Source organism: Acinetobacter sp. UBA5984 (genome assembly GCF_002429925.1).
Classification (GTDB): Bacteria; Pseudomonadota; Gammaproteobacteria; order Pseudomonadales; family Moraxellaceae; genus Acinetobacter; species Acinetobacter variabilis.
In genome coordinates, this window is sequence record NZ_DJBE01000044.1 from 21,373 (window position 1) to 39,733 (window position 18,361).

The 18,361-nt window shown below is 33.0% G+C and carries 15 protein-coding genes and 1 pseudogene; 9 read left to right on the top strand and 7 right to left on the bottom strand.

The features are described 5' to 3' along the window. Positions 1-74 precede the first annotated feature (74 nt). Together B3J29_RS06665 and ppa are read left to right on the top strand one after the other, a co-directional pair. Positions 75-473: an MAPEG family protein gene (locus B3J29_RS06665; RefSeq protein WP_034169791.1), complete on the top strand. Its 399-nt coding sequence runs from the start codon at positions 75-77 to the stop codon at positions 471-473. Positions 474-593: 120 nt separating this feature from the next. Next, the gene (ppa, locus tag B3J29_RS06670; protein ID WP_005233448.1) at positions 594-1,130 is read left to right on the top strand and encodes an inorganic diphosphatase; all 537 of its coding nucleotides are present in this window, start codon (positions 594-596) and stop codon (positions 1,128-1,130) included. Positions 1,131-1,230: 100 nt separating this feature from the next. Here ppa and B3J29_RS06675 read toward each other — a convergent pair whose 3' ends face one another. Then, entirely contained in the window at positions 1,231-2,568 is a 1,338-nt protein-coding gene (locus tag B3J29_RS06675) for an OprD family outer membrane porin (RefSeq protein WP_034169790.1), read from the bottom strand. Positions 2,569-3,435: 867 nt separating this feature from the next. On the opposite strand from B3J29_RS06675, the gene B3J29_RS06680 reads away from it, so the two are divergent. Next, positions 3,436-4,167: a TorF family putative porin gene (locus B3J29_RS06680; RefSeq protein ID WP_125279424.1), complete on the top strand. Its 732-nt coding sequence runs from the start codon at positions 3,436-3,438 to the stop codon at positions 4,165-4,167. A 45-nt stretch (positions 4,168-4,212) separates the two neighbouring features. Here B3J29_RS06680 and B3J29_RS06685 read toward each other — a convergent pair. Then, positions 4,213-4,866: pseudogene (locus B3J29_RS06685) on the bottom strand (ATP-binding protein); the annotation flags it as partial. Between the two features lie 155 nt (positions 4,867-5,021). On the opposite strand from B3J29_RS06685, the gene B3J29_RS06690 reads away from it, so the two are divergent. From B3J29_RS06690 to B3J29_RS06710, 5 genes are read left to right on the top strand one after another with little or no spacing between them, the layout of a single operon-like run. Then, the gene (locus B3J29_RS06690) at positions 5,022-5,732 is read left to right on the top strand and encodes a TnsA endonuclease N-terminal domain-containing protein (protein WP_125279426.1); all 711 of its coding nucleotides are present in this window, start codon (positions 5,022-5,024) and stop codon (positions 5,730-5,732) included. Continuing rightward, complete coding sequence (locus B3J29_RS06695) at positions 5,733-7,643, top strand: Mu transposase C-terminal domain-containing protein (RefSeq protein WP_125279427.1); 1,911 nt, start codon at positions 5,733-5,735, stop codon at positions 7,641-7,643. A 3-nt stretch (positions 7,644-7,646) separates the two neighbouring features. Continuing rightward, on the top strand, positions 7,647-8,567 hold the full coding sequence (locus B3J29_RS06700; protein ID WP_175966325.1) for a TniB family NTP-binding protein: 921 nt from the start codon (positions 7,647-7,649) through the stop codon (positions 8,565-8,567). Between the two features lie 23 nt (positions 8,568-8,590). Then, entirely contained in the window at positions 8,591-9,691 is a 1,101-nt protein-coding gene (locus B3J29_RS06705; protein WP_125279887.1) for a TniQ family protein, read from the top strand. Continuing rightward, entirely contained in the window at positions 9,684-11,132 is a 1,449-nt protein-coding gene (locus B3J29_RS06710; protein ID WP_214001835.1) for a transposase, read from the top strand. Before B3J29_RS06705 ends, B3J29_RS06710 begins: the two co-directional genes overlap by 8 nt. A 40-nt stretch (positions 11,133-11,172) precedes the next feature. On the opposite strand, the gene B3J29_RS06715 is transcribed toward B3J29_RS06710, so the two are convergent. The 5 genes from B3J29_RS06715 to B3J29_RS06735 form a co-directional block, all read right to left on the bottom strand. Continuing rightward, complete coding sequence (locus B3J29_RS06715; RefSeq protein ID WP_125279817.1) at positions 11,173-12,120, bottom strand: hypothetical protein; 948 nt, start codon at positions 12,118-12,120, stop codon at positions 11,173-11,175. Continuing rightward, on the bottom strand, positions 12,113-14,137 hold the full coding sequence (locus B3J29_RS06720) for a hypothetical protein (protein WP_125279816.1): 2,025 nt from the start codon (positions 14,135-14,137) through the stop codon (positions 12,113-12,115). The genes B3J29_RS06715 and B3J29_RS06720 overlap by 8 nt, the downstream gene beginning before the upstream one ends. 2 nt (positions 14,138-14,139) lie before the next feature. Then, a complete protein-coding gene (locus B3J29_RS06725; protein ID WP_125279815.1) occupies positions 14,140-15,144 on the bottom strand; it encodes a phosphoribosyltransferase-like protein in 1,005 nt (334 codons plus the stop codon). Between the two features lie 6 nt (positions 15,145-15,150). Next, on the bottom strand, positions 15,151-16,458 hold the full coding sequence (locus B3J29_RS06730; protein WP_228301739.1) for a DNA adenine methylase: 1,308 nt from the start codon (positions 16,456-16,458) through the stop codon (positions 15,151-15,153). A gap of 262 nt (positions 16,459-16,720) precedes the next feature. Then, complete coding sequence (locus tag B3J29_RS06735) at positions 16,721-16,867, bottom strand: hypothetical protein (RefSeq protein WP_158651062.1); 147 nt, start codon at positions 16,865-16,867, stop codon at positions 16,721-16,723. A 520-nt stretch (positions 16,868-17,387) separates the two neighbouring features. On the opposite strand from B3J29_RS06735, the gene B3J29_RS06740 reads away from it, so the two are divergent. Then, positions 17,388-18,338 (top strand): phospholipase D-like domain-containing protein, encoded by a 951-nt coding sequence (locus tag B3J29_RS06740; RefSeq protein ID WP_125279813.1) that lies wholly within the window; start codon positions 17,388-17,390, stop codon positions 18,336-18,338. The last annotated feature ends 23 nt before the right edge of the window (positions 18,339-18,361 follow it).

Sequence of the window (18,361 nt, forward strand, 5' to 3'; positions counted from 1 at the left end):
CACTCTATTTAACAAAATTTATTCACGAAACGCCATGCTATGATAGACATAAAAATTCTCAAGAGAAAAATCAGATGCATAGCATTAGTGGGGTTATCTATCTCATTTTGGCAGCTTGTCTTTTACCTTATGTTTTTACCTTGATTGCGAAAAAATCGGCAGGGTTTCGTGCAAAAGACAATCAGAATCCACGGGCATTTTTAGAAAAGTCCACAGGCCTGGCCAGTCGCGCCAATGCTGCTCAGCAGAACAGCTTTGAAAGCTTACCGCTCTTTATCGCCTCGATTCTGATGGCAGAATATATGGTCGTTACACAAAGTCTGGTCATGACCTTTGGGATTGCCTATCTAGTTTTTCGGGTCATCTATGGGATCTGTTATCTGGCGAACTGGTCGACCTTACGTTCAATTGTCTGGCTGTTATCCTTATTATGTCCAATAACCTTACTGCTGTTAATTATCAAAATCTCTTAAGCCGAAAATAAAGCAGTTTGAGATATTTACAGTTCGGTATTTTAAAATCAAAAAAAATCTGTAAAAACCGTTATAATTGTCGCGGTTTTTAAAAGATATAACTTGTTAAAGAGTGATGCTATGAGCTACAGCAATATCCCAGCGGGTAAAGATGCGCCAAACGACATCTATGTCATTATCGAAATTCCTGCAAATGCAGCACCAATCAAATATGAAATCGATAAAGATTCTGATGCATTGTTTGTAGACCGTTTCATGGGTACAGCAATGTTCTACCCAGCAAACTATGGTTATGTACCAAATACACTTTCTCTAGATGGCGACCCTCTAGACGTATTGGTGGTAACTCCACATCCAGTAGAGCCAGGTTCTGTAATTCGTTGCCGTCCTGTTGGTAAACTGAACATGGAAGATGACGGTGGTGTTGATGCGAAACTGGTTGCAGTTCCACACGACAAACTGACTCCGATCTACAAAGATGTTCAAGAATATACTGATCTTCCTCCATTACTGATTAGCCAAATCGAACACTTCTTCCAGCACTACAAAGACTTGGAACCAGGTAAATGGGTTAAGTTAAGTGGTTGGGAAGGTGCTGATGTTGCAAAACAGGAAGTACTTAGCTCAATTGCAGCTTATGCAGAAGCAAATAAATAATTCATTTGCTTTTCAGTTTGAGTCTTTAACTTTTTAAAGCTTAAACAAAAAAACCTGCACAATGTGCAGGTTTTTTATTATAGCTTGAAATTCGGGTGAATTAGAATAATTTCACAGGAATGTCTAACCAGATACGCCATTCGTTGGTGTCACCAATGTAGTTAGATTGGTAATCATTGCTTGCACGGTAGTAAGAGTGACGTAAACGCAAGCTCGCGTCTTTAGCAAAACCAGATTGAACAGTGTATTTCACCTGGTTAAAGAATTCACGTTCTTGTGCATCATTAGTCACTAACTGAGAACGATCTGGACTACCTGCTACATCAATATCCCAACCATATACAAATGCTGAAGTCCAAGATAGACCAGGAACATTTACAGCACCGAAGTCAAATGTGTATTGAAGTTGTGCTGATTTTTCATTATTACCAATGAAGTCAGACAGGTATGAGTTTGGTAGATAAATCGTTTGATGACCATCACCTACACCGCGACCCAAACCATAGTCATAGCCTGTGTTACCAGTATTTTGTTGGTAAGCCACCATGACATTGTGCGGACCAGTATTGTAAGTGGTAGAAATAGCCCAAATATTGTTGCTTAAGTTACTTAAGTCATTTGTGGTATGAGAATAAGTATATGCACCACCGTCAGCTTTTTTATCCCACTCGGTATGATAGCCACTAAAATCGTGAGTTAAAGTGCCGCCATTGGCTACTGCATAGCTATAGTTCGCATTTACATAATGACGGTCTAAACGGTCTTTAATATCTGTACCATAGTAAGAAGCGTTTAAAGCATCACTAAATTTATATTTCGCACCCCAAACAACAGCACGATCCAGCTCGTTACCATCAGAGTTGATTTGGTCTGAATATTGGTTTTTAGTAAATTTACCAGCTGTTAATGACAGGTTGTCAATTTCATTACTCGTCACTAATACGCCTTCAAAGTATTCAGGAACGAGACGTGCAGTATTTGATGCCAATACAGGAAGATCTAAAACTTGGGTACCATATACAGCAGTGGTATTAGATACACGAGCTTTCACATAAGCGCCGCCACGTGCCCAATGGTCATAGGAATCAACATGACCATTCTCATCTTTTGCTCCATTATTATGGAGAGGAATCATGCCGTTACCAGCATGCGCATTTTCCCCAAGCTTGAATGATGCATCACCGATGATCCCGGCACCAAAGCCGACCACACCTTGAGTAAAACCTGAATCCAGTTTCACGATTGCAGTCTGTGCAGCTGAACTTGTATCTGCTACGCCATTTTTCTTATCACGAGATAAATAACCAGTACGGAAAAGTACAGATCCTTCTGCATCTTCTACAAAACCTTTAGACTCACTTTGCTCGCTAGCAAAAGCGGTTGAGATCAATGCAGCCTGAATCAAAACTGCCAATGTTAACTTTTTTGTGTTTTGCATTGGGAGAGAGCCTTATACAAATTGATGGAAATTTTTAGGAATTGTATAAGATTCGCTGAATAAATGTCATTTTTATTTACGATACTCCACTAAAGTCGAGGGATTTTTTTAATCTAATGTGAATAATAGTAAGATATCTAATAGTCTAGATCCTGACCATATAGTAAAAAAACAAATAAAAACAAAGATATTTTTTAAATATAAATTCTCTGAAGGGTATGACTCATGAGTGTATCGATAATATTTAAAATTGAAATTCTTAGAATGAAAAAGTTGAGTGTTCAAAATCTTCATTTTCTGTCTCAGACTATCCATTAATAATTTCTTAAAAGTGAGAATTGATTATAAATTATTGAATTTTAATTTATAAATATTTAATTTAAATATTTATAAATCCAAAAATGCTGATAGATTTCCGAATAATAAAAAGTCATTCTATGAGAGTCACTTTTTGTTGCTTAGCACTATTTTGAACTTTTTAATCCAGAAATTTCTGAGTTTGGGTAAGAATCAAAAACTCGAATAAAGCAATCTGCTTCTTTACCTTTTATTTCTGCACCTTTTTTTAGCACAAAATTTAATCAAAGCGAAAAAAGTTTCAAAATGGCGCAACTTGTAAATGATTATGTATAAGGCCGAAAAAAGAAAATAAATCTTTGAAAAAGGGCTAATGTTAAAAAGAATCTATCAAAGTACTTTTTTTAAAAATTTAAATATAATTTAAAAACAAATACCTAGTGATTTATTTTATTTTTATTCATCAGATTTTAGTTGTTTTATTCCAGATTGGCATAGCTCTTGCAAATTTCGAACTCGAGTTTAATCAATATCATAAAAACGTCTCAAACGATCTGGGGGAGTCATACAATGAAATCAACATTAAAAGTATTATCTTTTGCTTTACTAGGTGCTGCATCTTCTTTCACTTTCGCGGATGAACCAGCTGCTGAACATTCAGTTTCTGGGAATATCAGTGTACTTTCAAGCTATAACCTGCGTGGGATTACCAACACACCTGAAAATAGCGGAGCTACTTTACAAGGTGGGCTTGACTATAATCATTCCTCTGGCTTCTATGTTGGTTGGTGGGGTTCTACCTTAGATTATTCTTTGGTTGAAGAAGGCCGTGATGCTTTTGAAAATAATTTCTATGCAGGCTACAGCCATTCGGTAAATGATGATTTGGGTTTAACGATCGGTACGACTTACTACTATTATTATGAATCTGATGAAGAAACGAATGGATTTGAGCTGTTATTAGGTCTGAGCTATAAAGATTTAGGTATTACAGCACAAACTCTTCTTGAAGATACCACTTGGGGCAATGCAGGTGATACCTATTTAAAAGCTACTTATAGCTATGCTTTACCACAAGATTTCAGCTTGGATACAGCTTTAGGCTTATATGCTTATGAAAAATCAGGTGATATCGAAGGAACTACGGAAAGTTTTGGTTTCCGTCATTTTGACATCGGTTTAAGTAAACCTCTTGCAGATACTGGTGTGACTGCAAGCATCAATTACATTATTGGTGGTTATGATCGTATGGATGTGAAACAAAAGAACAAAGTAGTATTCGGATTAGGTTATAGCTTCTAATTTTCTCTAAATAAAAAGGCGACTCTAAGTCGCCTTTTTTATTATTTAAATGTGTTGCCCGCGATAAGACAGGGCTTCCGATAAATGCCCAGTCTGAATATCTAGACTTTGGTTAAGATCGGCAATGGTTCGGGCAACACGCAAAATCCGATGATAGCCTCGTGCTGATAAATTCAGTTTCTGCTGAGCCAGTTCAATCATTTTTTGAGCTGGTGGATCGAGAGGGGCATATTGTTCCAGTTGTTTTGGGCTAAGACTCATGTTTAAGGCATTTTGCCGTTTGATCTGAATGTTATAAGCGGTAATCACGCGTTGTCTGACCGTTTCAGAGTTTTCGACAGGTTTATTGTCCTGTAACTCCTGTGCCTGTAAAGGTGGTACGTCAATATGCAGGTCAATCCGATCCAGTAATGGACCAGAAATCCGGTTCTGATAACGCTTGATGGTTTCAGGTGAACATTGACAGCGGATGTCCTGATTAAATGCATAACCGCATGGACAAGGATTCATGGCTGCCACCAGCTGAAAATTGGCTGGAAAGGTAATTTGCCGGGAAGCACGCGAGATCACAATTTCTTTGGACTCAAGCGGCTGACGTAATACTTCGAGTACCTTGCGGTCAAACTCAGGCAGTTCGTCCAGAAATAAAACGCCCAAATGTGCCAGTGTGATCTCTCCAGGTTTAGGATGTGAGCCACTGTCATATACTATAATAAAAGCTAGTGGGATAATTAGAATTCAAAAAGTTATCTAACAAAGTCTATAAAAATAAAAGCTAGTTATTACATTAATAAACGCTAGTTGATTGTAAAACTACCATAATAAAAGCTAGTCGATTAAAGCTGAGGTTGATAATGAAAAGAATCAGTGATGAATATAGCCCGGTAAGAAAAGCTCAAACAGTATACGGGAGTATCTCGGGTAACTATTCCTTTAGAGGTGAAAAAACAATCTGGTATGAATCAACTTTAGAGCGAGATTTTTTATTTAAGCAAGAATATAACGAAAATGTCATTGATGTAGTGGGGCAACCTGTTGCTATTCCTTATATTACTGAGTTAGGGAATGAATCAACATATACACCTGATTTTTTGGTGCAGTTTTCTAGTGCACAGTATGAAGATGTAGATTTATTTGCTGCACCATTATTGATCGAAATTAAACCTAGAAAAAAACTTCGAACAGATTGGAAAGGACTCAGACCCAAGTTTAAAGCTGCTTATACTTTTGCTTTGGAAAAAGGATGGAAGTTTAGAATCATTGATGAATCTCGTTTATATGATCAATATTGGGAGAATATTAATTTTCTTAAGAGATTTAAGCGATCTTATATAGAGAAAGATGAACAACGGATACTAACCGAAATACTGGAAAAATTAGGTTATTCTACAGTTAATCAATTACCTACTTATATTTTTACGGATCAAAGGAATATATTAAAAGCTATTCATAAAATTTGGATTTTAATATCGAAAAAAATAATACTATGTGATTTATATAGTCCTCTGTCAGCTGAAACAATTATTTGGATAAATGATAAAAATGCTACAAAAGGGGAAATCTAAATGATAGAAAATGATTCAGTTAAAATTGATAGAAAACGTTTAATTATTAAACCAAATAATGTTGTTAATTATAATGGCTCTAAATACAGAATTATTAATATTCTAAATTCAGAAGAGGTTGTTATATCCAATCTAGAATCAGCCCGTTGTATTCAAGTAAACATAAGAAATTTGTCAGTTGTAGATTCAGAAGACAATGAAACTTCTATGCTCAATAAAGGAGAAGATATTTCTGATGAAGCATGGCAGGTAGCATTACAGCATTATGAAATAATTAAGCCATTAATAGAAAATTCGACTGTTGAAACGGTAAAAAAGACTGCTGAAAAAAATAATCTTCATGTAAATACTATTTGGAAGTGGTTGAAAGCTTATCGAGAAAATAAGTCAATATTAGTTTTAATACCTAAAAAAAGAGGATGGAGGGCTAATAAGAAACGATTATCTCCTGAACTTAATTATATTATTCAACAAGCAATTCATACAAAGTATTTAACATCTCTAAAACCAAGTATTGCAAAAACGATTCTAGAAGTTAAGCTTGAGTGTTTTAAAAGAAAATTAGAACCTCCTCACGATAATACTATTAGGTGCCGAATAGAAGCTATCAATGCATATGAAGTAACTAAAGCAAGATATGGCAAAAAAATTTTAAAAGATAAGTATGAGGCTGCTGCTGGTTCGTTTCCCAATGCGGATTATCCCTTAGCATATGTCCAAATTGATCATACGCCATTAGATGTAGAGATTGTTGATGAACAATACCGTGAAACTATAGGTCGTGCTTATCTAACACTAGCAATTGATGTCTTTAGTAGAATGGTTGTGGGGTATTACCTCTCTTTGGATGAACCTAGTTCTATATCCGTAGCCATGTGTATTTCATCTGCAATCTTATCTAAAAAAAGAAAATTACTTGAATTAGGTATAGATGGGGAATGGGATGTTGAAGGGCTTATGGATTCAGTTCATTCTGATAATGGTTCAGATTTTAGAACCCTTCACCTTAGTAAGGCTTGTTTGAAATACGATATTAATTGGGAGTATCGCCCTATTGATGGAGCAAAGTTTGGTGGTCATATCGAGCGTTTGCTTGGTATAGTCAATCTAGAGATGCATGTTTTAGATGGAACAACTAAGTCAAATATTGTCATGAAGGGGGCATATGATTCAGCAAAAAATGCCTGCTTAACTCTCAGAGATCTAGAATATTATATTGTTTACTGGATTGTGAATGTTTATCATAAGAGCAAACACTCAATACTAGATGCTCCACCATTACAAATGTGGGAAGAAGGAATTTGGGGGACTAAATTTAAACCTGGCACTGGTTTAAAAGAACGAGTAGCTGATGAGGCAACTTTGTTCTTAGATTTTGCTCCTGAATTTGAATCAACTATTCAAAGAACAGGGGTTAAGAAGGATAAACTTTTTTATTTTTCTGATTGTTTAAGACCTTGGATAAATGCGATCGACCCAAATGATCCCAATAAAAAAAAGAAAAGAAAGTTTATTTTTAAAAGAGATCCTCGCGATATTTCTATGATTTGGTTCTATGAACCCAATACCAATACTTATTTTAAAGTGCCTACGGCTAAACGTGAAATACCTTCAATCAGCTTACATGAATATAAACAGGTTCAAAAATATCTTAAAAGTCAGCGTTTAAATACAGTTGATCAAGATGCTATTTATAAAGCAATTATCCATTTGCGTGAAAAAGTAGATCAAGCCTTGAGTTTGACAAGGAAACAACGCCGATTAAACCAGAGAAGAAAAGAAAATAGTAAAAGCTTCACTCAATCTTTATTTGAAAAAAATAATGCTAATCAAAATGTTAATTCCAATTTATCACAGTCTGAAAATAGCTTATGGAATACAGATTTAACAGCATTTGATGATTTAAGGTGAGTCATGGAAAAATTTAACCATCTTGCTGCACATGTTCGTGAAATTATGGTTTTAAGCGATGATGAGCGAATTAATTTTCTTTATATGGATCGATGGATTGGTTATCAAAGAGCAATTACAGTATTAAATATGCTCACTGATCTTTTAAATCGACCTAAGAAATTAAGACCTGAATGTCTTTTAATCGTAGGTGACTCAAATATGGGAAAAACTACGATTATTCATGAATTTGCAAAAAAATATTATATAAACAAAGTTAATGATATCGATATGCAATTATTGTCCCTGACTAAGCCAGTTATTCCTATACAGGCTCCAGTCAGAGCAAATGTAAAAGAATTATATATTAATATTTTAGAGCATTTTTTCGTTCCTTTTCGTACTACTGATCCTGAAAGTAAATTAAAGAATCAAGCAATTCATTTACTAAGAAAGTATGAAACAAAAATGTTGATAATTGATGAGTTGCATAATTGTTTAAGTGGAAGCTCAAGACAACAACAAGAAGTAATGAATGCTCTTAAAACACTGAGTAATGAATTAAGTTTAAATATTATTGGTGTTGGAACTCGTGAAGCATCATTGATATTACATACAGATGCTCAGTATGCCAGTAGATTCGATATCTTAGACTTACCTTTATGGAAATTAGATGAAGATTTTTTAAGGCTCCTTTTGAGTTACGTTAAATTGATTCCATTGAAAAAACCTTCAAATTTATCATCTCAAGAAATTGCCACATTATTACATGAGATCTCAGGAGGAAATTTAGGGGATTTAAATAGGGTAGTGGTCGAATGCGCAAAAATGGCAATATTGACCGGTACAGAAGAAATCACTTTAGAAATTATCAAAAAGTTCAGATGGTTAAAACCAACTCAAGGTGTTCGCAATATTCAAAATATAAAAATTAATCGTATTTAGATTTTAGTATTTAGGGGGGAGTAATGTCAGATCATGCTGGGCAATGGTATATCAGGACACCAATTAAAAATGGTGAAATATTTTCATCTTGGTTGATTAGGTCAGCTTTAGATATGGGATGTTCGCCTTTGATTCTAGTTGAAGCGTTATGGAGGGATTGGAGAGCACTTACAATTGATTTAGATAAAGGAATAAGTGATATCAGACTTAACTCATTATTATTACATTGTTTCGAAAATAAGCAGACTATTCTGAATACAATGCTGAGTAGTATTATTCCTCAATTGTATCTGCACCCAAACAAAATCTGGATTTTAGTACTAGGTCAGAGAAATAGATCAAACTTATCAGGTCGGCAATTATGTGTGAAATGCTTCAAGGATGATGGTGTATCACCTTATTTCCGTTTAATGTGGCGGATGGGATGGCATAGTTGTTGTGAAAAGCATCAAGTAGAGTTAATTGATCATTGTCCTAAATGTGGAATCACTATTCAGCTATTTAAAATCGATCTAGAACATGGTTCTCTAGCGATATGTTCTTCATGTGGGTATAACTTTATAGATCACCAACCGAAAGTATGTAATTTAAATGCATTAGACTTTCAAATAAATGCAGATCAAGTATTAAAAACTGGCAAAGGTCTTTATAACAATCAGAGTATTTCATCTTATGAATGGTTTGAGATAGCACGTGCATGGCTAAGCGAAATCAGGCTGTTATTAGATACGGAAAATTTGCGTCTTCTTGAAATGTTTAAAAGTCTAGGTGTGGACTTAGACATTCCTCTCACAATTACTCCATTATCATTTGAGTATTTAAATATACATGAACGTACCATTCTACTTTCCTTATTAGATCGAATTATGAAAATTCCATGCGATTTGATAGTAGATCGTGCGTATGAATATGGAATTAGTAATGCAAGTTTTTGGGATAATCGTAAAAAATTACCATCTCAACTCTTACAAATGAAAGCTGCTATGGCAAAGCCAGTAAGAATTTATCCATCTCAACGATTAAAATCTTCAATAAATCAACCAAAATCTAAGAAGAATGTGGAGCGTAAGTGGCTTAAATTATTGAGAAAAATTAAAAAAGTTGGAGTTATTGAATTTGAGTAACAAAGATTCAAGACAAGTATGTAATGGATGTGCAAAAACTGTTTTAAAAATAAAGAAAAAATATAAGGATAAGAAATACTGTTCAACTTGTTATGCACGAATTTTTAAGAAACGCCCTTGCCCTAGTTGTGGTGTATTAGCACGCTTATCAAAGAATGATAGTAAGGCGAAATGTAATGAATGTATTAAAAAACAACCATGCATACGATGTAATTTAACTAATAGACCAATAGGAAAACTTACACAATATGGAGTAGTTTGTAATAGCTGTTCTGTATATTTCAGAATGATTCAACAATGTGAACGATGTAATGCACCATCACAAAAGCTAACTAAGATTTCACGTTTTAAAGATGATTTAAGAGTTTGTCCAAAATGTGCTACACGAGATTATGAAACCTGTCCTTTTTGTCATAAATATCGGTTACTAGAGCTTGATGAAAATGGAGTAAAAAAGTGTAAGAGGTGTAAAAATTATAAAGATAAACCATGTCTAATCTGTAATAAATTAATAGCCGCAGGATGTGGAGATGTATGTGAAGATTGCTATTGGTATAAAAATTTATGGCAAAAATATAACCAGAATCTTAGTATTTTTGAGTCCCCTTTTTTGAAACAACAATATAAAAAATATACATCTTGGTTAATGAATGAAGTTGGGACTCATAAAGCAGCTCTATATCTCAATAAGCATACTTATTTTTTTATTAAATCCAAAATGTTATGGATGGAGTCTATACCTACTGCTAACGAATTATTATCCCAATTAAGGACTCATGGACTTAGAAAATTCGAATTAATCATAAGATGGCTTGATGAGTCCTATGATTTACAAATTTTGTCTACAAGTAAAAGGGAATGTTCCGAACAGGATCAAACAAGATTACTTATTGAAAGTTTGTCACAATTATCTATAGCGTATAAGGTTGTAAATTCTTATAAGAAGAAATTAGATAATAAAATGAAACAGGGTCTTACTTCTGCTCGATCAGTAAGACTTGCAATAAAGCCTGCGGTTGCACTTATGTTATTGACTGATCAGGGCGGAGAATTATTGCCAGACTTGAAAAGTGTAAAAGAATATTTGGTAGCTTTTCCAGGACAAGCTGCTGCTTTACATGGGTTTATAAATTTTTTAAATGACGAATACAATACGAATATAGATTATGTCACTATCAAGAAGTCAAATTCTATTAAGAAGGCTAATAAGAACAAGTTAGAAAACGACTTGATAAAAATGATTTGCTCGAATCAAAGAATTGATATGTTAACTTGGGTTAAAACAGGCTTACAGTTTTTTCATGATATGAGCAATCAACAGGCATTAAGGGTAAAGTCTGAAATGGTTGAAGAAGTTCAAGATGGTTACAATATTTCATACAATAATAAAAAATATTGGTTACCTAAAAATACTCATTGCCTTTTTCAAAAAAATGATTAATTATCAAACAAATATTAACTTAAAGGCTGATATTGAATTGCTAACTCAGAGTTAATTCGACCTCATAGGACCATAATCTTTTTAATCCTAGAGATGTCTCTCTAGAATAAGTCAAACATTCTGGTAATAAGATAGATATATCTCTTTCTTCTCCTTCTAGAGCCCAATAAATAGCAAAACCTAAAGTTTGTGCTTTAGTAGATAAAGGGGCTAAATATATATTATTTTTAGAATCGTTGACCGCATCTATACTATGTATTAATTCACTGATTATTTGAGCTGTAGCAAATGGATTATTTGCTGGTGCAAATTTTCTGTTTATAAACCAGTCGTCTTTCTTTGTTATATCCCCACTGGATGAAGCTCTGAAAGCACTTTGCTGATACATATCAGCACTTAAGGAGGGAAAAGAGAATAATGGATATACAGTAGCACTGTCTTTATAGGTAGAAACTTGAGATATGATTTTATGATCATAGCCTACATTAATTATTAAATGGTCTTGATAGCTAGGATCAATATCAGCAGAAATACCTTGAATAGAACGCACTATTGGGCTGGTTGTAGTACTAAATTCCGTGTTCTCATCATTAGAATAAGTCATGGGCTCAGAGTAAATTGCTGTAAACTTTTTTACCCCCATTTTTTTTAAACTGGCCACTAAAAAAATTAAGACATGTCTCATGAAGCCAGTAATATCAATGCAAAGTTTAACTTCAGTAATATTGTTTATATTATTTAATAATGTACGGACTTGGATACTCTCCGATCTTTCTTCAGGTTTTACAATTATCCCATCCTTAGGTAATTCTAAGTCGTTAAACAAATACTCAGGATGAATTAACCATAATTTTTTTGAAGCATTAATATTACTAAAAACACTCTTTACACGTTCGCTAGAATTATAAGCAGATATAAAAATATCATAATCAGATAAATCGTTAGGAGAACTATAAGCCTGATAATAGAAAATAGAATAGTCAATCATTGCTAAAAAGATCTGGTTGTTTTAGGAGGAGCTCATCTCTTGTAAAAGGGTTATTCCATTTCGTATCAAGACGCGTTAACAGCACTTTAAACTCATTACCTTTTTCAATATCAAATATTGCATTTACAAGTTCAGCAGAAAGGCTAATGTCACCTCTACGCCCAATAGGTAAATCCCATTTAGGAGAGAGGATTGGGTTTAGATATATTTTACGATTGATCCGTTCTGAATTTCTATCAGGTCTACCACTACTGGTTTCAAAGATAAATGAATAATTTAAAGCACTTTGAATAGCCAATTTTGCATTTTTGGAAAGATCATCATCAATAAAACTAACGCTTAATGGCGAAACCTCAGGAATATTTAGAGCAAATCTAGCCGTTCTTAGAAGGGACGCTAATCTATCTACAACAATTTGTGCTATATCTGATGGACGACCATAATTGGAGTCTTGTTCAAATATAAACTTAGAATTACTTAGTACTGATTTTGTCTGGTTTTCAATAGACAGAGGGGCTTTATTAATAAAATCTAAATTATTAAATATCGCTAGATCATAGGCATTACTAAGGATACTTAATAAATTTCGTGGATTATTTGATGACATTTTTACAAATGTATCAAATCCAGAATAGATAACAGGCTTTCTATTTTCTCTACATAATTGAGCTATTAAATTTGAGCTCCAATGGCTATAAGAGTCATCGTAGCTTTTACATTTTTCATCCTTAGGATTTTCTATATATAGCTCACAAATTTGGTTAATATTCTTTGCAACCTCTATTACACTATCTTTATTGCTATAATCTTTGCAGAATCTCAATATATTATGTTTTTGCAATAATATTGGGAAATTAGAGGTTAAAAGATCAATTATTTGATCAATCTCCTCTGTAGCAATTAATTTTGGAACTTTAAGAAGCGTACTTCTAAAATTTTGAACAAAAACCTGTGGTTGGCTAGAGTCTAGTTCTAGAAAATCTATAAATTCACTATAGTAGTTACTAGATTTGATACTTTCAAAACAGTCTTCTATATTAAAAGATTCTAATCTATTTAGTGGTATTAATTTTTTAACACACAGTCGTTGCTTAATAAAATTATTTGCAAAATTCTTATACTTGGCGCCAAGTTCTTTAAGCTTTTCATCAAGATTAATTTTCTTGAATTCAACATCCTCTCTATTTTCTTCTCCACCACCAATTGTTGAATAGGTCTTGATTGCATATAAACGGCCACTAATTCTAAAAGTGGTCATTCCCTCGCCATATCTTATAAAGGATTGAATGACTTCTTGGTGTTCAATAGAGTAAAAGTTTTCAATTTCATCAATAAGATATACTAATGATATATCTTTAAAAACTGGATGCCATTCATCAAGTGCTTTTTTAAATTTTAGAGATAAGCTGCCAGGAGTAAATGGAGGTATTAGGTCTAATGTACTAGTGAAAGCATAATTATTAATAGCAGTATTTATTTTCTTAGATGCTTTTTTTAACCATATTTTTAACTCTTCAAGACTTTTAATTTGTGCAAAATAGGTCTCTTGAGATATTTCAGAAGATAAAATCTCAAGCAGTCCTTTAGTATTAAATTTATAATCTGTAGAAGTTTTTTCAATATCAATTAATGTGTCTAAAAGGTTTTCAGTAAGTTTAAGCTCAAGAAAGATCGCAAATAATATTTGCCATTTTCCTTTTTCATTCTCATTACTTGTATCAAAACGAGAAGCATCTAATGCATTTGCTCGTAAAAACACTCCTACAAATCCATCATTTCGGATGATCTCTAATCCTGATAGATTGGGATGACGCAGTTTGGTTGAGGCATAAGAGAAATGGCGGAGCAAATGAGTTTTCCCCGTTCCTTTACCTCCGAGAATGAAAGAAGACTTTTTTGAAGTTGGATCAATTATTTTTCTTACAAAATCATCATCAATATCTACCCAAAAGGTATTAATTTCTTCATCTGTATAATCAGAAGCCTTTGAAAAGGAGAAGGGATTGGAATTTTCCATTTTTATTTAGCTCTCCATAGACCATAGTTTTTGTCAAATCTTTCAAAAATAGGGTACCACTTCATTAAAGATTCATTAATCGAGCCATTTTTCCAAAAAATTGGAAGAGTGTTATTGGGAGTATTATGAGAAAAACCTAATAATAACTCACAATCACCATGCCCTAATGGCTGTTCATATAAGAAAGTACCGTAATACTCGGCAATCCTTCTGAATGTTTCGATAGAAAACCATGAAGGATGTTTTTCGAAATAACGGGAACCAGGGGAACAACTTTTAAAAGTATCATCTAATTCAAATAAACAAGAAGCTTTGCCATTAAATAGTTGTACTTCATTTAATTTTGATAAACCATTACTAGTTGAAAATAAAGATATAAATATCAACTCAATATCGGGATTATTACTTCTGATACTTGCAATAGGTTTCTCTAAGTATCTGCTAGCCTGTGTCCCACCTCCCACAAAGTCATCAAAAAAAATATATCTTTTTATATTTGAAGTACGTGCTACCCAATGTGGTGTTCCACCATCTGGATCAGCGACAATATCAAATGCTCCATGTAAGTCACAAAATAATTTTTTTTCTAAATTATTTACTTGTCTAAAAATGTAGAGTAGATGAGCACCACTTTCTGCTGGATTACCCACACCAATAAATCTGGTGGTATTCAAGTCTTCGGAATACAATTTGGAAAGCTCTTCTATATTCGTTGTATTTCCATTATTTCTTCTAATATCTTGAATAATTGGAGCTCTAATAAAATCTCTATAAAGAGATATGAGCATCTCTCTAACCATTCTTTGACTAAAATACATGAATTTAGATAAGGCATAAATCATATATTTTTTTTCTTCTTCGGCTGATACAACATTGCCTTTAAATTGTTCAAGCCATTTATTTATTTGGGGTTTATTACAGACACTGTCCCAAACACTTTGATTCAATATTTGTAACTTATCAAAGTATTTTTCAATATCATCTTCTGGATGTGGATGGGTAGACATGTAATGTTACTTCTCAAAAACCAAAACTGTTTCACGTGAAATCACAGATGCTGTTCTATTACGTTTTGTCATTAAACCTCTCGATTTAATATCATCAATCAAAACTAACTTAAGTTTTAAGTGATACTTCTGAAAACACTCAATAATAAATTTATCATTTCTTAAAGTTTCTCCACAGACTTGATTATTGCCTAAAACGAAAATAATTCGTCCTTTAGGGGAAGTCAATCGAGCAAGTTCTTTAACTACTTGTGCCATTTCAATTAGATATTTTTGGGTGATTCTTGCTCTTGTTTCATTTTTTTGAGCAATTTTTTTAATGAGATCGACATACTCTAAAGGTAGATCACCTTCATCGTATTGAAATGGAGCTCTTATTAAATGTTCTCGACCTATCGACTTCTCTTCTAGAGTACGAAGTTGTGATGGAGAGGCAAGTTTTAACCAATTTAAAGATAAACTAGTAGACCGTATATACTTTTGAGCACTCCCATATGGGGGCGAGGTGATTACTAATGGAATTGAGTTATCTGGCATTGCTATAAGTTGATCATAATCTGAAAATAATGATCGAGCATCCACACCAACTTTTTTAGCTGAAAGTCGGTTTGGATATTTATTATTTGTCTCTTTGATACGTTCGATATTGATGTTTACAATATTGTTGAACTCTTGAAAGACATCAGCTTCTTTTATCCAGTCTAACCTTTTTTGTATTCGCTGATTAACAGCTGAGGAAAATTTTTCTTTAGTTCTTAAGCGCACAGGAACACTAATTGCAGGATCAGCAAAGCTAATCTTTTTTGTTAGTGAAGATATACATATCTTAAAAAATGCCTGCTCAGAATCTGCTGTTAATTCTTCAATTGCTCTTAGCAAAATTTCTAACTTTTTTTTATGTTCTGGTAGGTACCATAGATCAGGATTTACTACATCAATAGAGGGAGCCGTCTTGTATCTTTTTGCTTTTTTTAATATGTGATTTTTAACTTCTATCAATTTATCAACATTATATGGTGTAGTTTTTACTTTTGTGAGTAATAAAGCAAAAGGATTGGCATCAGCAACAAGTGGCTTAAAACCGTGGATAGAAGCTTCTAATGCCACAGTGCCAGAACCACAAAACGGATCCAAAACAGTTTTATCCAGTAGATTGCTATGAGCTTTTAGAAAAAAATAGGCAATATGCGGTAATAATTTGGCTGGGTAAGGATGAATATGATGAGTCAACTGGTCACCTGCTCGTAACCAATGTATAAGCTTTCTAAAGTCAATATTAATAGGCGAGTGATTACTACTATATTCCTGGATCATCTGACACAGAACTTCTTGTAGGTATTGATCTGAGGGGATCTCTACGAAGTCCGTCTCATAGCTTTCCAGGGCTGTAAATCGATATGTAAGATCACCCATTATACAAAATTAAACTCCATGAAATTTAAGGAAAAATAGAATAATTAGAGCAGCTTAAATTAATAAAATATTTTCATCAAGTCTATTAATAGGGAATGAGTTTATCCCTATGATAGAAAGTGATTTATTTATAATGTTTATAACAGTACAAAGGGCTCAGAGCTTATGAGCTTTCGCCTAATTCACGATCAGTATGGGTCGGAATAAGTTCTAATATTGGATCATATTGATCTAGGTTTTTTAGCAATTCTTCTTCTGTGAAAGGAAACATGCTGGATAGCTTGCTGGAAGTATCATCATCATTAGACATTTTTCAATTCTCGCATGGAATTTTAGGTGCTAAAAATAAACGTAAGACTTTGCTTGTAAACGCACTCATTAAGGGCAGTTGAGAGTTCGCTATCCAAGCCTAGTGTACTGGGAACAAATTTTAGGCGTAATCTATCAAATAATACCTCAATTTAGGGCTAGCTGAGCTATTCATGAGTAAATCTTCTACTTAAAGTCATGTTTAAGTATTTTCAATTATTGTCGATTGTTAGATAGTGATTAAGAGTTATGATTTAATAATTAGTATATAGAATGAACAATAAAGAGAAATTTTAGTATTTTTGATGCTTGATAATATAGTGTATATTCAAATAATCTACTGATTTATATTAATAAATTTTTTATAGTGGGGGTGGTGTATTGATTGTAAGAAAACTTAATTATACACTGTATCTGTCAATAATTTTATTAATATAAAATTGATATAAATCAAAGAGTTAATCTTTTAAATTGGTAAAAATATTAATTGGAAAATGGCATTATTAACGTAGAAGTAGCTCATGTATCAAAGAAACAAAGTTGAAATCAAAGCCTATTTTGAAGAGATTGATCAGCATTTAATTAGGGAATTAAATAATGCAAAAGAGTCAATATTAATATGTGTTGCTTGGATTAGCTGGAAGTTATATACCCCAATTTTAAATAGGCTTTCAAGAAAAGGGGTAAAAATTGAAATCATCTATTATAATGACTTTATAAATAGAAAATATTTAAAAATCCCAGATGAAGAAGTAAAGATTTTTCCTGTAAAACCTAGATTTAATAAATATATGCATAATAAATTTTGCATAATTGATAATGAAACTGTAATAACGGGAAGTTTTAACTGGTCAAAAACAGCTGTACTGCATTTTGAAAATATTGTGGTAGTGAAGAACGATTTGAAATTGGTGAAGTCATACTTACGTGAATTTTATGATATAAAAGATTTTTATCATTATGAAAATAAAAATAAAATTAGTTGCCATGCTAATGCGTGTGAAGCGGGAGCTTATAATTTGGCAATTTTAGGAGCGGAGTCAGGAAAATATGATGAGTCATATATAGAAGTTTGGAATGTTTGTTTGTCTAAAGAAAACTCCGCAGTAAAGTTAACAGATGAATATGCACAATATTTACATACTCATTTAGGTATAAAAGATGATTATTATGACATATATATCGATTATAATGCTGAATATGATAAGGATATAATGTTAAGTGAATTTAATAGAGAAAGACAAATATTTATAGATGCGCATCAATATTTCCATAATACTTTTAAAGTCCCAATTAATGCTGTTGGTCAAGTGGTTATGACAAATCCAAATGAACATATAGAATATGGGCAAGAGCCAGAGTATATAATAGATATTATTTGGCGAGATATGTATTTTAGAAAATTAATACCTAGTGAAATTTATGATGATGGTTACTACTTTTCAAGTGAAATAATTTCAAATCATATATAATTTTTTATATATGATGTTTTTTA

Excerpts from the sequence above, each read along its gene's own strand:
- B3J29_RS06665 (WP_034169791.1), top strand. The coding sequence starts at position 75 with ATGCATAGCATTAGTGGGGTTATCTATCTCATTTTGGCAGCTTGTCTT.
- ppa (WP_005233448.1), top strand. The coding sequence starts at position 594 with ATGAGCTACAGCAATATCCCAGCGGGTAAAGATGCGCCAAACGACATC.
- B3J29_RS06675 (WP_034169790.1), bottom strand. The coding sequence starts at position 2,568 with ATGCAAAACACAAAAAAGTTAACATTGGCAGTTTTGATTCAGGCTGCA.
- B3J29_RS06680 (WP_125279424.1), top strand. The coding sequence starts at position 3,436 with ATGAAATCAACATTAAAAGTATTATCTTTTGCTTTACTAGGTGCTGCA.
- B3J29_RS06690 (WP_125279426.1), top strand. The coding sequence starts at position 5,022 with ATGAAAAGAATCAGTGATGAATATAGCCCGGTAAGAAAAGCTCAAACA.
- B3J29_RS06695 (WP_125279427.1), top strand. The coding sequence starts at position 5,733 with ATGATAGAAAATGATTCAGTTAAAATTGATAGAAAACGTTTAATTATT.
- B3J29_RS06700 (WP_175966325.1), top strand. The coding sequence starts at position 7,647 with ATGGAAAAATTTAACCATCTTGCTGCACATGTTCGTGAAATTATGGTT.
- B3J29_RS06705 (WP_125279887.1), top strand. The coding sequence starts at position 8,591 with ATGTCAGATCATGCTGGGCAATGGTATATCAGGACACCAATTAAAAAT.
- B3J29_RS06715 (WP_125279817.1), bottom strand. The coding sequence starts at position 12,120 with ATGATTGACTATTCTATTTTCTATTATCAGGCTTATAGTTCTCCTAAC.
- B3J29_RS06720 (WP_125279816.1), bottom strand. The coding sequence starts at position 14,137 with ATGGAAAATTCCAATCCCTTCTCCTTTTCAAAGGCTTCTGATTATACA.
- B3J29_RS06725 (WP_125279815.1), bottom strand. The coding sequence starts at position 15,144 with ATGTCTACCCATCCACATCCAGAAGATGATATTGAAAAATACTTTGAT.
- B3J29_RS06730 (WP_228301739.1), bottom strand. The coding sequence starts at position 16,458 with ATGATCCAGGAATATAGTAGTAATCACTCGCCTATTAATATTGACTTT.
- B3J29_RS06735 (WP_158651062.1), bottom strand. The coding sequence starts at position 16,867 with ATGTCTAATGATGATGATACTTCCAGCAAGCTATCCAGCATGTTTCCT.
- B3J29_RS06740 (WP_125279813.1), top strand. The coding sequence starts at position 17,388 with ATGTATCAAAGAAACAAAGTTGAAATCAAAGCCTATTTTGAAGAGATT.